This is a genomic window from Paenibacillus contaminans (assembly GCF_003285015.1).
Taxonomy (GTDB): Bacteria; Bacillota; Bacilli; order Paenibacillales; family NBRC-103111; genus Paenibacillus_V; species Paenibacillus_V contaminans.
In genome coordinates, this window is record NZ_QMFB01000026.1 from 22177 (window position 1) to 37255 (window position 15079).

Annotated in this window: 10 protein-coding genes; 3 read left to right on the forward strand and 7 right to left on the reverse strand. The window is 52.6% G+C overall.

The window, feature by feature from the left end:
* Positions 1 to 179: 179 nt before the first annotated feature.
* From DQG23_RS31320 to DQG23_RS31330, 3 genes are all read right to left on the reverse strand, one after another.
* A complete protein-coding gene (locus DQG23_RS31320) occupies positions 180 to 2171 on the reverse strand; it encodes a pectate lyase family protein (protein WP_113034975.1) in 1992 nt (663 codons plus the stop codon).
* A 350-nt stretch (positions 2172 to 2521) separates the two neighbouring features.
* Positions 2522 to 3586 carry a potassium channel family protein gene (locus tag DQG23_RS31325; protein WP_337589421.1) on the reverse strand — a complete coding sequence of 355 codons (1065 nt, stop codon included), beginning with the start codon at positions 3584 to 3586 and terminating at the stop codon, positions 2522 to 2524.
* A 43-nt stretch (positions 3587 to 3629) separates the two neighbouring features.
* Complete coding sequence (locus DQG23_RS31330) at positions 3630 to 4145, reverse strand: DUF4241 domain-containing protein (protein WP_113034976.1); 516 nt, start codon at positions 4143 to 4145, stop codon at positions 3630 to 3632.
* A 221-nt stretch (positions 4146 to 4366) separates the two neighbouring features.
* On the opposite strand from DQG23_RS31330, the gene DQG23_RS31335 reads away from it, so the two are divergent.
* The 3 genes from DQG23_RS31335 (at position 4367) to DQG23_RS41935 (ending at position 7242) form a co-directional block, all read left to right on the forward strand.
* Positions 4367 to 4948 carry a TetR/AcrR family transcriptional regulator gene (locus DQG23_RS31335; RefSeq protein WP_113034977.1) on the forward strand — a complete coding sequence of 194 codons (582 nt, stop codon included), beginning with the start codon at positions 4367 to 4369 and terminating at the stop codon, positions 4946 to 4948.
* A 53-nt stretch (positions 4949 to 5001) separates the two neighbouring features.
* Positions 5002 to 6201, forward strand: coding sequence for an MFS transporter (locus DQG23_RS31340; RefSeq protein WP_113034978.1), 1200 nt, complete (start codon positions 5002 to 5004; stop codon positions 6199 to 6201).
* A 561-nt stretch (positions 6202 to 6762) separates the two neighbouring features.
* Positions 6763 to 7242 carry a hypothetical protein gene (locus DQG23_RS41935; RefSeq protein ID WP_146762417.1) on the forward strand — a complete coding sequence of 160 codons (480 nt, stop codon included), beginning with the start codon at positions 6763 to 6765 and terminating at the stop codon, positions 7240 to 7242.
* 287 nt (positions 7243 to 7529) lie between these two features.
* On the opposite strand, the gene DQG23_RS31355 is transcribed toward DQG23_RS41935, so the two are convergent.
* The 4 genes from DQG23_RS31355 to DQG23_RS31370 all read right to left on the reverse strand — a co-directional run bounded on the left by DQG23_RS31355 (position 7530) and on the right by DQG23_RS31370 (position 14530).
* Positions 7530 to 8744, reverse strand: coding sequence for an MFS transporter (locus tag DQG23_RS31355; RefSeq protein ID WP_113035054.1), 1215 nt, complete (start codon positions 8742 to 8744; stop codon positions 7530 to 7532).
* Between the two features lie 34 nt (positions 8745 to 8778).
* Positions 8779 to 9591 (reverse strand): MerR family transcriptional regulator, encoded by an 813-nt coding sequence (locus tag DQG23_RS31360; protein WP_113034981.1) that lies wholly within the window; start codon positions 9589 to 9591, stop codon positions 8779 to 8781.
* A 240-nt stretch (positions 9592 to 9831) separates the two neighbouring features.
* The gene (locus DQG23_RS31365) at positions 9832 to 12999 is read right to left on the reverse strand and encodes a beta-galactosidase (protein ID WP_113034982.1); all 3168 of its coding nucleotides are present in this window, start codon (positions 12997 to 12999) and stop codon (positions 9832 to 9834) included.
* Between the two features lie 10 nt (positions 13000 to 13009).
* The gene (locus DQG23_RS31370; RefSeq protein WP_113034983.1) at positions 13010 to 14530 is read right to left on the reverse strand and encodes a sulfatase family protein; all 1521 of its coding nucleotides are present in this window, start codon (positions 14528 to 14530) and stop codon (positions 13010 to 13012) included.
* Between the last annotated feature and the right edge of the window lie 549 nt (positions 14531 to 15079).

Here is a 15079-nt window from a genome sequence, read left to right on the forward strand (position 1 = left end):
TCGGCGTCTTTGTCGCCATACGTTTACCGTAGAAATATAAGGAATTATCATGTGAAACATATAAAGTCTTATATTTTAAATAAAGACGCTCCCATCCCCACTATTACAGTGGTTTTTGGAGGCGTCTTTGCACATCTTTTGGGATTGACCCATTCTACAGCCCTTTTGAGTCAGCCCCTTTACCTTGAGCAAGATAGAGGTATCGCCACATCGCCTTTATTAAATACGACGCCGGCTATAGCCAGCGAGAACAAGACGCCTGCCGGCAGCACGATCGATACCTGCTGCTTTTCGCCCGCTGCAGCGGCAAAGCCGGGACTGAAAGCTTGAACGCTGATCTGCATCGCGTAGCGTTTCCAATCCCCCACGGCTACAACCTGCGGGTTGTTCGCCTCAGTCAGCAGCCCGCTCATCCTGAACGCGTGGATCGCCTTAAGCGTCACCGGGGCGTTGTTCGCTTTGGCCCAAAACGACAACACGCAATTTTCGCCCTGCAGCTCGGTCGGCGCAGCGTCGATATCGAAATTGACGGTGTAATACGTTTGCCCGCTCGGGGCTGCCGTGCACCGGAACAGGCCGTACGACAACTGCTGACCGATCCGGTACAGCTCGAAGCTTGTGCCCGCGGTATTGTCCGAAGCGACCTTGGTCACGCTATACGACCCGCCGGTGCCATCCGAAGTAATCGTGAGTCCGTCGATGCCGAACGAGTCGTTTAACGGCGCAGCGGCCCCCGTTACGCCGGTGACGATGGCGGAGAAGTCCGGAACCTTCACATAATTATGTTGAGTCATGCCGTAACCCGGCCGGTTCGTGTTCGCATATTGGGTCTCGAACAAAAACGTCTCGGCCCCGATGTTCCCGTCATGCTTAATGTCCCGGTAGCTGATTCCGCGGTGACCGGCTACATCCGGGAGTTCAAAAATCGGTTTGCTGCTGTGCACCAGAGTCAGTCCGTCAATGTCCAAATCGATTACTTTGATATTTTGCGCGCACAGCGCAAACCGTCCGTTCGAAGCGAGCGAATCGGTGTTGTGCATGTTGGCGTACATGTCTTTGATCTTTAGCCTCTTGACCGTACTGTGTGCCGGCCAGTACGCGTCGCCGGACGGTGCCGACAGCTGCAGGAATCTTGGTGCCGGGGTATTGGCAAAAAGACTTTCCCAATAAACGCCGCTCAGCTCCACGTCGTTGCATCCCGCTGCGATCACGACACCTGTGAAAGGCCCTTCGATGCCGCCGCCCTGTATACGGGATTTCCAGCCGGAGAACCAAACCGCCGTACCTCCCGCATAATAGCCGCCCGAGTAAATCCAGCAGTCTATGATGTTTGCGCGGCAAGCCCAATAGTCCAACGTCACGCCATCGAGATCTACACCTGCTGCTTTGAAGAAATTGCGCTTGTCATTGTCGACCGGCGTGCTGCCCCAAAACTCGCAATCGCGAACGTATATCGACCAGCTATTGTATTGGCAAAAGATCGCCCACGATTCGTTGCCTCCGAACGCATCGAACCGGCACTTGTCAAAAGACGGGTAGATCACCCACGGCGCAACGTAAAATGCGCAGCCGCCGGTCGTGCCGCCGCGAAAATTGAGGCCGTATACGGAATAATATTTTTGCGTGTCGGTTAAGCCCGTCAAGCCGTCAGGACCTAGCTGGATCGCATTGCCGGAGCCCGTGTAAAGCATGTATGCCGACCGGCACCCGTTAAGATGAACCGGCCTGGTGAATTTCAAGGTGGTGCCGAACAAATAATGCGTTCGGGTGAAAACCAGTTCGACGGGTACTCCGTCAGGGTTAGGGATAGCGTTTACATATGCGGCCGCGCTTAACAGCGCTGCGGTATCGTCAGTCACTCCGTCCCCTACTGCGCCGAAATCTTCGACGGATATCGTTTCGCACAGCTTGCTATATACGGTTCGTGGGACGGCAGCCGAGCCGGATTGCAGAAATCCGACCATCGACGCTCCCGAGCTTGCTTCCAATTCGGCTCTGATCTCCCTTGCCGGTCTGGCGTTTGAACCGCTCCCTCCCTCCGCATTCGCTTCGCGTCCCAGAAGCCCTCCTGCCGCGATCGCGGCGCCCGCCATGCCTAGCGATGCCATCAGCTTTCTTCTGCTCATTAGCGTGCTACTTTCTACATGTTCCCGTTCGTCCATTGAGTTCATCCTAATAGCCTCCCGTTCGAATGTGATCCGTACTAAGTCTATCCTCCGATACAAGTCTAGCTGCCGCTTTCAAGCTAATGAAACCGTCTTACGGGGCTGACCGGCGCTGCGATCAGAGTGGAAGCTTCTCGCTTATTCTAGTTTCTTATTGCATGCTTTCATCATAAGTTGATCCGGCGCCCTCAACTACGAGATTCTATTATCTTTAATTGACTTCTGTTGACCTTTTTGAGCTGCAGCTTCAGCAAACCGGCATGAATAAACGGCTGCGCCGTTCCGCTCGCGAAAAAAATAACCCGGCGGACTGCCGCCAGGTTACTCAGTCTAATTATATAATTGCTAGTACACCATTACCTTTTACTCACGATCTCTGCATACTTTTCTTTGCTGCAAATGATTTGAAGCTTCGCTTCAGGCGGTATTTCTTCATCCAGCTTGCGGTTAATGCCCAGATCGCCGCCGTCCGCAATTAAAGTCGCGCCTTCGTCAAGAAGCGCGTGGAAGGCATCCCGATACGTTCGCCACCCCGGCCTCCGTTTCATTTCGAATAAGTCGTCGCCATGTTTGCGGCTTACCAGCTGCGCGACAATCGAGCTATGCCCTTCCGAAAGCGCCGACCGGACGGCCAGACTGGATATCATTTCCCCGGAGACAAGAAAATGGTTCACGCGCACGTGCTTGAAATTACGGATGTGATGCTCCACCATCACCTCAACGGTCGTATGGACTTGCGGAGCCATTCGTTCGATGGAGGTGGCAATGAGCAGCGTCTTGCCGTCAATTAACGATAAATCCTCGATCAGCGGGTCAGCGAACAAAATAACCGCACGGGCCTCAGACAAGTTTGCTTTCAAAAGCGTCTCGTCGTTAGCCGGGTCTCCTTGGATATAGTGTACATTTTCCAGATCCACCGGGGACTTCGGCAGCTGGTCGATGATCACGACATCGCCGGGGTATTCGAATTCTTTAATCTCCTTGAGAGCAAAATCCGTTTTACGGCTCCAGCCGATGAGAAGGATATGATCTTTTCCTTTATATTGCAAGCGTCCCTCCTCCCTTCTTCTTGAGAAACCGGTCAGTATGTCGATGACTTTGCCGATCACGACACCGATCAGACCGATCCCCACGATAAACAAAAACATCGCATACAACCGCCCGAAGACGGTAGTCGGCGAAACGTCGCCGTACCCAACCGTCGTAAGCGTGGTCATGGTCCACCACAATCCGACGAACGGGTCGGTAAACACATCCGGTTCAAGAAACCACATCAAAAACGAGCTTATTGCGATTAGTACGAAGGTAAACGAAAACAGCATAACGTTGTTCATCCGGACGAGGTTTAACAGAAATTGTCTTAGCAGCGGTATCGGCCATCCCCCCCTTGCTTCGGTATAAATACTGTAAGTATACAACACTTTAGTGCACCATAGGATGCTGAAAACGCCTTGCGACCGCGCCTCAAAACCTTTCTTCCCGAATAAATACGATTTTCACGCCGATGATTTGCTCCCGTTCGTCTTTGGCCAGAAAAGCTTGATATCCTCCGTCGCCCATTCCCGATCGGGAAACGACGCCTCCGTCTATGACGCCGGCTTCATCATTGCTTTCCGTAATATCGCAGCATGCCAAATACCAATCGCTATCCGCATCGGGGTCTTGGTTTTCCGTTTCGCTGTCGCTTAGCCTGTACTTGACGATGTCGAAAATACCGGCTTGCCCGCTGTCCACGCCAATAATAAAATCGCATCTCACCCACTGCAAATCGTCAATCGAGTTATTATTATGATGAGCGAACAGCTTGGAGCACACCTCGCCCCAATCGTCCAGCTCCGTTTTCTCCACAAGCCCGTTCCAGACTCCGTTCCGCGCATTTTCCAAAACGCCCATAACCGGCACGTCGTTCAGATCAAAACACGGATCGGATACGACTAGCTTACCCGACTCGACTTGGAATTTTCCTAGTTCAATCATCATGTATGCTCTACTCTCCCATTCACTGAACCCGATTTGTATAGAAATCCAATTTTTATCATTGTAGCAGATATCTCGTGACCATGCCCCCGCTCCTTCTCGAATTAAGTCTTGCCTGCGGCTTCATACAAGAGTCATGAACAGCCGTGCGGCTTCATTTGCAATTCCTCCTTTAATCTGCTACGATAACTGACGAACGTTCGTTAGGAATGAGGGCGATTTCTTTGAAAAGCAACGATATTAAGCGGGCGGCTCTAAAATACTTCACCTTGCACGGTTATGAAGGAGCTTCCTTATCTCAGATAGCCGATGAAGTCGGCATGAAGAAACAATCGCTATACGCGCATTTCAAAGGAAAAGACGATCTTTTCCTGCAAGTGGTGCATGATGCGAAGGAGGCCGAGCTGTCTTCCATCATCCGATATTTCGCTCAAATTGGCCCGCAAAATCCCGAGAACGCTCTATTCGGATTTTTGCAGCTCATCAACGATCTTTTTCAAGAAAGCGAGCAGTTGAAGTTTTGGCTGCGCATGTCCTTTTTTCCGCCGGCTCATCTTGTCGATGCGGTTGAAATAGAAGTTATCGATATCGAAAACAAAGTGCAGGCGCTTCTGGAAGGCAGGTTTCGCGAATGGATCGACGCCGATTTAATTGCCGCGGATTCGGCCAGAACGGCGACCCTCGCTTTCTCGGGAATCGTGGACTCGATTATGCTGGAGCTTGTATACGGCAATAATCAGAAGCGGCTGAAGGATAAGCTGGAGGCCTCTTGGACAGTATTTTGGAGAGGGATATCACATCATTGATTTTTTAGAGGTACTTTAAACTCGCAACTTATAACATAATGGAGTAAACAGTCATGAAAAAAACGATTAAAGAACAAAAAGCGGTTTTAATTATTTTGCTTAGCAATATTTTCATTGCCTTTCTCGGCATCGGTCTCGTCATTCCCGTGATGCCGTCTTTTATGAATATCATGCATTTGTCGGGAAAAACGATGGGGTATCTCGTCGCTGCATTTGCGGTGGCACAGCTGGTTTTGTCGCCGCTCGCAGGACGCTGGGTTGATCGCTACGGCAGAAAGAAAATGATCATCATCGGTCTGGGCCTCTTCGGCATTGCGGAGCTGATCTTCGGTCTGGGAACGAATGTAGGCGTGCTTTATTTCTCAAGGATTCTGAACGGATTTAGCGCCGCCTTTATTATGCCCGCCGTTACGGCATATATTGCGGACATTACATCGATCGAGGAACGGCCGAAGGCGATGGGTTATATGTCCGCAGCCATCAGCACCGGTTTTATTATCGGTCCGGGGATCGGCGGCTTTCTTGCGGAGTATGGAATACGGATGCCCTTCTACTTTGCGGCAGTCTTAGCCTTTGTCGCTTGCATTTCATCGATCTTTATTTTAAAAGAGCCGCTAACCAAGAAACAGCTTGCGGAAATTTCCGCGATTACCGCTCAAACAAGCTTTTTCAGCGATTTAAAAAGATCGCTTAACCCGCTTTACTTTATTGCCTTTATCATCGTATTCGTGCTCGCATTCGGCTTATCCGCCTATGAAACCGTGTTTAGCCTGTTTTCCGATCACAAATTCGGCTATACGCCCAAGGACATCGCAGCCATTATTACGATAAGCTCGATTTTCGGCGTTATTGTGCAGATCTTCCTGTTCGGTAAAATGGTCGACAAACTCGGCGAGAAAAAAGTGATCCAGATTTGCTTAATTTCCGGAGCCGTTCTAGCGGTAGGTTCTACCGTCATCACCGGCTTTGGCGCCGTGCTGGCGGTAACATGCCTCATCTTCCTCGCCTTTGACCTGCTGCGTCCGGCATTGACGACCTTCCTGTCAAGAGCCGCCGGAAAAGAGCAAGGGTTCGTTGCCGGCATGAACTCGACCTATACGAGCTTGGGCAATATCGTCGGACCGGCCATGGGCGGGATATTGTTTGATGCAAACATCCATTTTCCGTATCTTTTTGCTGCTGTCATTATGGTCATTGGCCTCGGCATTACCGTCAAGTGGAAGGAAAAACAATTCACGGAGAATAACGTATAGAGTAGTCGATTTTCAAGTGCGTTGAATTCTATATGAATTTTCATATAAATCCGTCGGAAATATCGCAAAATAATAAATTCTATATGAGTTTTCATATAGATTCGTCGAGATGATTCCAGAACGAAAAAATCTATATGATTATTCATACACAATTGAGCGGTGAACATAATTTAGCCCCTAGTCCAAGGACTAATGACTTCGCCGCCCTTAAAAGTCCGGCGCGTTTTCCGAGAAATGGAACAACTGGCTGAGGATTTACTATCTCAAGTTTTACAGAAGGACCGTCCGTTACCGGCGGTCCTTTGGTGTATCGTTTTACGTAGCTGCCCAAATCGCGTTGTCCGGCGGGAAAGCATTCCGCATCCGCTTAAGGCTTCCACAGACAAACACGGGGATCGACGCGTTCGTCCAAGTCACGAATCGGCTGGCTGCTGCGGAGGAATCGGACGATGTATGGATCGCGCGCGCGAGCATCATCCTGGACGCGTTCCCACAAATGAGCTTCGGGTTATATGAATGCCCTTATCCTTATAAACGCTTGATGTCGGAGAAGCTGATCGCGTGGTGCGCCCGCTCCGGCCGCTTCTCGTTCCTGAAAGATACGTGCTGCGATCCCGCGACGCTTCAGGAACGGTTACGGCTGTGTGCCGGGAGCGGCCTGCAGCTGTTCAACGCCAATCGGCGACGCTTCTGCAAAGCCTCCGGCTCGGGTATGCCGGGTTCAGCGGCGTGATGGGCAGCTTCCATCCGGAGCTGTATGTCGCGCTAACTCGCAATTGGCGGACAGCCCCCGATCAAGCGGAGCGGCTGCAAAATTTCCTCGGCCTGTCGTCCGTTCTGGAAACGCAAAATTATTCCTTAAACGCGAAATACTATTTGCAGTTGGAGGGACTGCCTTTGCTTGTTAATTCCCGAGCCAAACGCGGCACCGTGTTGTCCGCTTCGCAGCGCCTCGAGGTGGAGCAATTCCGAAGCATTTCGCAGGAATACGCGGAGGCGGTCATCCGTTCATACGACCGCCAGACGAAAAGAAATCAATAAGGATAAACATCGGCGTTTTTGACAGACGAAGCGCGATTATCGGGGAAGCGAGCAATCATTGATAAATCGAAGGCAAACGGGCTGTCCCAAAAAGGTATGCTCAAGTGAGCGAATCCCATAAATGATGTAAAAGAATCTTCAAAACCACTATGTAAGTGGAATTGAAGGTTCTTTTGTTAAACGAATTCATGTGAGAAGTGGGGGCCGAAAACTCCGAAAACGACTTTTTGGACAGCCCCCTCCTACTAAGAATAGATCTCCTCCATCTGCAAGATAGCTGCTTACAATTAACTCTGTAGACGATTCGGGGCCCTATGCATATGCTTAGCCTCGCCTTGTTGATTACGGTCCAGAAAATAGCTGATTGCTGTCATTAATGAAGCAGCGACCGCAGTAAGCCCTCCGATCCAGGAAGCATCGATAAGCTCCATATTCGTAGCGGCAAATCCGCCCAAGGATGAGCCGAGCGCAATTCCCACATTTACGGATACCGGGGTCAGCGATGAAGCTAAATCTTTTGCAGACGGAAAATGCTTATCGGCCAAATCGATGAAATACAACTGCATGGTGGCATTCATTGTATAAACGACAAGAGCAACAAACGATAGGCTTATTAATGCTGCTATTGTCGAATGGGAAGTCAAATAAAGCGATGCAAGAATTGCCGCTTGAAAAAGGAACACATACCGCAGTTTTCCCATCCCGTTGCGAGCCGCGATTTTTCCGCCAATTAACGTGCTGAATATGGAAACAACCCCGTAAAGCAAAAATACAAGACTAATATATCGGTACGGAACCGAGAGCACTTCCAGCAGCAGAGGCGTTAAATACGTATATACGGTATAAGTCGCAGCAATGCTTAACGCCGGAATAAAAAAGGCGATTATGATTCGCAAATTGGTTAACAGTCGGATTTGTTTTATAAACGAACTTTTTGTCCCTTTTAGTTCTCTTGGGATTGTTAGCGAACATGCGATCAATGAAACGATCCCCAACAAAGAGGTAAACCAAAAGGCCATATGCCAGCCGCCCCATTGTCCCACAGCGGTTCCAAGAGGCACCCCCGCTACGCTGGCTATCGTAAAACCCGCAAAGATGACCGAAATAACTTTGCCTCTCTTTTCGGCAGGCATCGTTTCGCTGGCAACCGCCATCGCAAGTGCAATTAACATTCCGGTAGCGACGGCAGTGAGCACCCTGGAAACAATAAGCAGCGTAAATGATCCGGATAAGGCGGTTATGATGTTCCCTGCAATAAAAACGGCAATCAAAGCAAGCACGAGCGGATACTTCGAGAATCGGCTTACTATAGCCGTCAAGACCGGCGTACCGATCGCAAAAGCTATGGCGAAGGCCGATACCGCAGCTCCTGCCGTCGATATGACGATATTTAAATCGGCGGCTATTTCAGCCAGAAGCCCTACGATAACGAATTCACTCGTTCCCAAGACGAAAGTCATTGCAAACAAATTTATTGTTAGAAGCCTTTGCTGCTTAGTCAAAACCGAAACTCCTTTCCTTATGATCGTAAGTAAATCAAAGTCTTTCAACGGCAATCTGTATCTCCGCGACAAAAGCTTCTGGATCGTCTGATTTCTCATGCGGAATGCAGATTTCGCGGCGCGGCTCATTCTCCTTCATTCGATATCCGTTTCGTTCGATCCACACCGCCAGTTCCGTGCTAGCCGTGCAGCGGCTCGTTGTTCGGCAATGATGGATTAGCGTCGCCATCAGCGGAACTTCCGGCAATTGTTTTACGATAAAAGGGTGCCGCTCCGGTATTTTTTGAGCAAGCACACGGGCCACTTCCATGTCTATCTCGTCGTCGCTTTCCTCGCAGCCGTGCCAAAGAACCATTTGAGACAGCGAAGACAGACCGTAGCTCCCCAAATAATCGTCCAGCTGGCGGAAAAGCTCGGGGATTTGTCTAAGCGAAGCTTTTTGACGGTAAGACAGCACGAGCTGCGGCTCAACTTCTTTTAAAACGACATCCTGCGACCGTTCTTTCCCCTCATGTTGGATGCCGCTAAGACGTTCCTTGATACGATCGAGTCTGGCCTGTTCCTTCTCCAGAACGGACTGAATTTCAATTTGCTTGATCCGGAACATCCCCCTGATTTGCTCAAGCGGAATTTGCTCGTCCATCATCACGCGAATTTGCTCCAAGGAGAAGCCCAGTTCTTTAAATGCCAAAATACGGTGTAGTTGAAACATTTGGTCGGCCGAGTAATACCGGTATCCTGTAAATTTGTCGGTGTGAGCCGGCTTAAGCAGGTTCAACTGGTCGTAGTAACGCAGCGTTTTCACGGACAATTGGCTGATTTTCGAAAATTCGCTGATTTTAAACATCGTTGCTGCATCTCCTTGCAAAAATATTTCTGTTGTCCTTATGTCATTACCGAGTATATCCCTCCAGTTGAGGGGAGAGTCAAGCCGGGCACTAATAATTCGTATGAACAAGCAAAAAAACCTGTCTGTATGATTCTGTATGACGAGGGGGTTACATCGATTTCATTCCTTCCTTCGTACGTCAAAAAAGCTTGAAACGCTCTTCCGTCAATCAGGAAGAGATTTCAAGCTTTTTTATGATTAGCCGACCCGAATCTCGATTTCATCCGGCCGGTATACGGAAAGCAGCTCGCCTGCGTTATTCGTCGCAAACAGCACGGAACGCTCGCTCGCGAGCTTGAACTCATAGGTGCGGCCCGAAGCCGGATCTTTAACCCGGATCGCGGCGCTGCGGCCGTACTCCGATACGAAGACGTATAAAGAGCCGTCGCGGAACGCCAGCTTGCGTCCGTATACGCCGGGCAGCTCCCCGCCTCGCTGCCACTCCAGCTCTGCGGCAATGCCGCAATCCGCCAGAACAAACTCATACAAAGACTTGACCGCTTCGCTTCGGTCGTTCAACTCAACCGGCAAGCCGGTCCATAACAGCCGGCCGGCTCCGAGAGCGACCTCCATCAGCCCAGCCGGCACTTCCGCGTCTTCCGCCTCCTGCCCTGCCCCGGCGGCAGAAACCGCGATTTCCTTACATAACTGGGCGATTTTACGCTCCCCGAACGACAAGCGCAGGACGCCCTCTCCGACTAGCAGTTCTTCTTCGCGTTGGACATTCCCAAGAACGCGCGGCCCGAGCTGCTCCGTCAGCCGCTCGACAGGCTGCCAGTGCTCACTCAGCCCGGCCGGGCCGGTGAACAGCAGCGTGCCTCCCGCTTCGCTCACATGAGCCATGAGCTGCTGCAGAGCCTTATCGCTGAAATTGTGCGCGCTTGGTACGACGATCAGCTTCGGCGGCTTATCCTTCAGCGCGCTCAGCTCGTATTCGCCCAAGGCACGGAAATGCGTGTTCAGCTCGTAAGCTAGCACTCTCGTCAGCCGGCTCGTTGCCTCAACGGCAAGACGCCGGTTCGACAAATCGTTCGAATAAGGGAATACGACAACGATATCCTCCTGCCGTCGATCCTCGAACAAATCGCGAACGGTACTCATGAATCGGCCGAAGCCGTACGAAACGTCCGCCTCAGGCTTCTGGGTGCCGTCCGCGCGCAGCGCCCCGATGTTCGACTCGTTGACGTTATTCATATACATATTCGTATGCCACAGCCATTGTACCGCTCCCGCGCCGCCGGTCGAGAACGCGTAGGCGTACTTGCGTTCCAATATGTTGCGCAGCTCCGCCTCCGACCGCTTCGCTCTGCCATCCGGCGTCTCCACATACATAATGCCCGTCTCCTGAATCAGGTTCGGCTTGCCCGGCGTTTTGGCGAATACACCGTCCCAAACAAGCTGATCCATCAACCACCACGAATGGTTCGTCGTATAGTCCACCGCGCTTTCGTACAGGAAAGGCGATGGCCGCTGTGCGCCGAGCGCTTCATCCTGACCGATCGTGACGAGCCGGTTAGGAGCCAGCGTCCGGATTGTGGCGCTAAGCTCCTTCGCCCAGCCGTTCAGCATATCCATGCCGAACAGCGAGTAGTCGAGCCAGCGCGTCCCTTTTTTGCCGGCATGCATATCCTGAATGTCGAAGTTGATTTCCGACGGCTCGGGCGGCCGGACCGCTTCGAAGCCGGGCAGCTCGGCCGGCGTATAGCCCCATCGCGCCTGAAGCTCGCCGATTGTCTCATAACGAGCTTTCAGCCATTCGATGTATGCAGCTTGCTCGTATACGTCCCGGCTGCTGCGCGGACCTTCGAAAATTCGCTTCGGATCGAACATCGACGGTTCGTTGATCAAATCCCAATGCACATTCGTGGTCTCGCGATGCCGCGTTACGACGGCCGCGATAAACCGTTTTTGCGCGGCCACGCTGCGCGGATCGAGATAAGGATTCGCCCCTTCCCACAGCTCCGGCGTGAAAGCGAAAAAGTTGAACGTCACCTCGAGCTCATGCCGCTTGGCGGTCAAAATAAAAGCGTCGATCGCCCGCAGCGCCTCCTCGGACGGATGACCGTCCTCGTACATGACATTTCGGTAGCCGGTCCATAAGCCGGTGCGGATCAGGTTGATCCCCGCCCGCTTCATCTCGGCCATGTCTTTGTCCCATACCGCGACATTCGGCATAAACAGAAACTTGCGCGCGACGTCCGACGTCATGTACGTCATCCCGACAATCGGCAGCGGCCGCCCTTCTTTGCGGAAATAGTCGCGATCGCACACAAGCGGCTCGCCCTGCGACAGCAATTCGCGATCGATGCCCCAAAGCGCTTGGCGCAGCACGCGCTTCTCGCTCGTATCGGAGACGGCGGTCAACTCGGCGCCGTAAAGCCCCGTGCTCAGCTCAACCGGAACATTCAGCGGGATTACCGACAATTCCCGGGAGCCGTTCCATTGGAACGTATGCGTCCATTCCGCTGCGATGTCGCCGTTTGCCGCTTGCTTGCCGAAGCGGAACGTGCAGCTCCAGCTGCGGTTCGTTTCCTGCAGGCCGTTTGCGCCATGTCCGCCCGCCAAGCATCGGCCCAATTGCTGCATGTGGCAGCGAAACTTCGGCCGGTCTCCCGGCTCATACGCGGCGTACAGCGGCAGCAGCCACATCTCGGCAACGCCGTGTGCGCAAAAGCCGGCCCAGGCGGCGATCGCCTCCGCTCCCGCTTCCGTCCAAAAACCTGACGTGAGCCGCTGGTTGACGAACAGCCAGCGGCTGCCGGCGAACTCGCCTTTTGCATGCTCCAGCAGCACGACCGGCGCCGCCACCTCGCGTCCGTCGGCGGACAGCCCCTTCACGAGCGGATAAATCCGCGCATCCATCGGTCCGGCCGAGCCGCTTTCGTGCGGAATATCGCTTTGCCGGGTGACGTGCATGATCAAGCTGAATGTCGGCTCAATAGTCAAAGCGTCGACATAATGAGCGGCAGCTGGAATATCCTCGAATGAAACGAGCCGTTCGATCGGTGACGGGGCGACCGGCATCGCCTCATGAATAAGCAATTGGCGGTGGTACGCGGTTTGCTCGGCCTCCGCCGCCCATTGTCCTTCCTTACGGCTCACCGGCAGGCGGAAAGGCGCTCCGCCCAAGCTTACCAAGCCTCCGCCCCGCTTCAGAAACGCCAAAATCGCGCACCAAGCGTCCTTTGGGAAATACGGGGCATGCAAATTGACGAAGCAGCCGCCCTCGCAGCTTTCAAGCAACTCGGCCAACCGTTCGGCGCCGACTAAGAAGCCTGCGGCGGAAAGCCGTTCGAGCTGTACCGCGTCCGGCGCATCGGAAGCGAGCGGAAAGCCCGGTTCGTAAAACAAAATCGTACGGTTCATATCGTCCTCCTTACTGCTCGATCCTCATCCGCTTATATTGCCGCAGCAAACCGTCATCGTGAAGCGTCATCCAATCCGCGAGCGACTGCCGCATCTCGGCGAGCGTATTCCGATAATTCTCTTTGCCGATCAGGTTGGTCATCTCGTACGGATCCGCCTGCAAATCGTACAGCTCGTCCAGATCGCCGCAATTAAACACATATTTGTAATGTCCTTTGCGGATCATGCGCTGCGTAAACATCGCCGCCTCCAGCCCCGCTCCTTCCGTGACGATGCTGTCCGGCCAATTTTCCACCATTTGTCCCTCCAGCATCGGCGCGAACGAACGGCCGTCCGTTCCTTCCGGCGGGGCCCCCGCTCCTGCCAGATCAAGGATCGTGGCATGAATATCGCAAGTGCCGACGAAGCTTTTTTCCATGCGCGAACCGTCCAGTCCTGCAGCCGGCTTGACAATAAGCGGAATTCGGCAAGTTTCCTCGTACATGAAAAACGACTTGTCACACAGCCCGCCGTGAATGCCGAGCGATTCGCCGTGATCGGCGGTGAAAATAATGACCGTATTGTCATACAGATCGTGCCGCTTCAAGTAGTCGATCAGCCGCCCGATCTGCTCGTCAATGCTGCTCATGGACGCGTAATAGTGTTTAATGTAGGGTACGAAATCGGCCCATTCGGTCGTATTACCCCTCTTGATGTTATGGATGGACGGCTTGTCCGAGCGGTCGTCGTAAAAGTTCGGCCAAGGCTCCAGCTCTGCGTCCCGGTACAAGTCCAGGAAGCGAGTCGGCGCAACATACGGCTCGTGCGGCCCCCAGTAGTTAAGCGAGAAAAAGAACGGCTTGTCCCGCTTGCGGAACTCATCGATAAAATGGATCGCGCGCTCCGTCAAAAAGTATTCCACCGTCGATTCGACAGGAGAAGTAAGCTCAGACGCATAATGCCATTCGAAATGTCCGCTCACCTTGTTCTCTTCCTGCCAGGTCAGGCCGTTGTCCTGCAAATATTGGCGAAACTGCGGATAAGTCATCCCCCCGCCGCCATGACCGGCAAAGTCATCGCCTTCGTAGCCGACATCGGTCGGCAATGAACGGATGCCGCCGGCAATGTCCGCAAATTGCACATGCGCGAGATTCCCCCGTAAATATTCGCCCATCCCGGGGCCGAAGCCGAGATGCCATTTGCCGGTGTAGCCGATGCTGTAGGCTTGCTGCTCCAGCTGCCGGCTAAGCAGCCGCGGCGTATCCGGCAGCTCCTGCACCATGCTGCCCATGCCGTAGCTGTTCGTCTGCATCCCGTGCTTGAACGGATACAGACCGGTTTGCATCGAAGCGCGCGCCGGCGTACATACCGGGCAGCTCGTATAAGCGTTGTCGAACACAACGCTTTCTTCCGCCAGCCGGTTCAAATGCGGAGTTTGGCACACCTTTCCCCCGTAGCTTTTCAACGTATCGACCCGCTGTTGATCGGTCTGGATGAACAAAATATTCGGCTGACGGTTTTCCGCCTTATTATTGCTTGAGATGGTAGACATAATCTCGCTCCTCCCGGTCTTTCTAGCGTTTTAAACAGTCAGCGCTTGCGGTATGCAAGCTGCTGCTTGGACAGCCAAAACTCGTTTAGGACAGCGTGCGTCATACAGCGTGCTTGTGTTACGCCGCATAACGGCGGCCGGCTAGTAGTCTTTCAACTCTTATGCTGTAGTCTCCCCGCCGCTGCGGCACCATGATGCATGAAAATCACTTACGCCGCCGCTCGTACCGAGCTATTTTCAGGGTAAATTTTAAGGATGTAAGGCATTGACCGTGCAACGGATAGTAACCCTCATAATGAGGAAAAGATTACTGTTCGTGAGGCAAACTTCACTATTTGAAGCCGAAAACCCGTGTTTTGGTGAGGTAATGAGGCAAACTCAACTATTAGTGAGACAAACGAAATTGATAGTGGCGTTTACCTCATTAACGGACGAGAACGCGAATTTTACCGTTGGAATAGTCAGGACAGCCTCATAAACAATAACGTTTTCTCCACTAAGCGCACGGTTCGTGCATAACCGTTACGATTTCCGTGTTTGCTTTCGTAA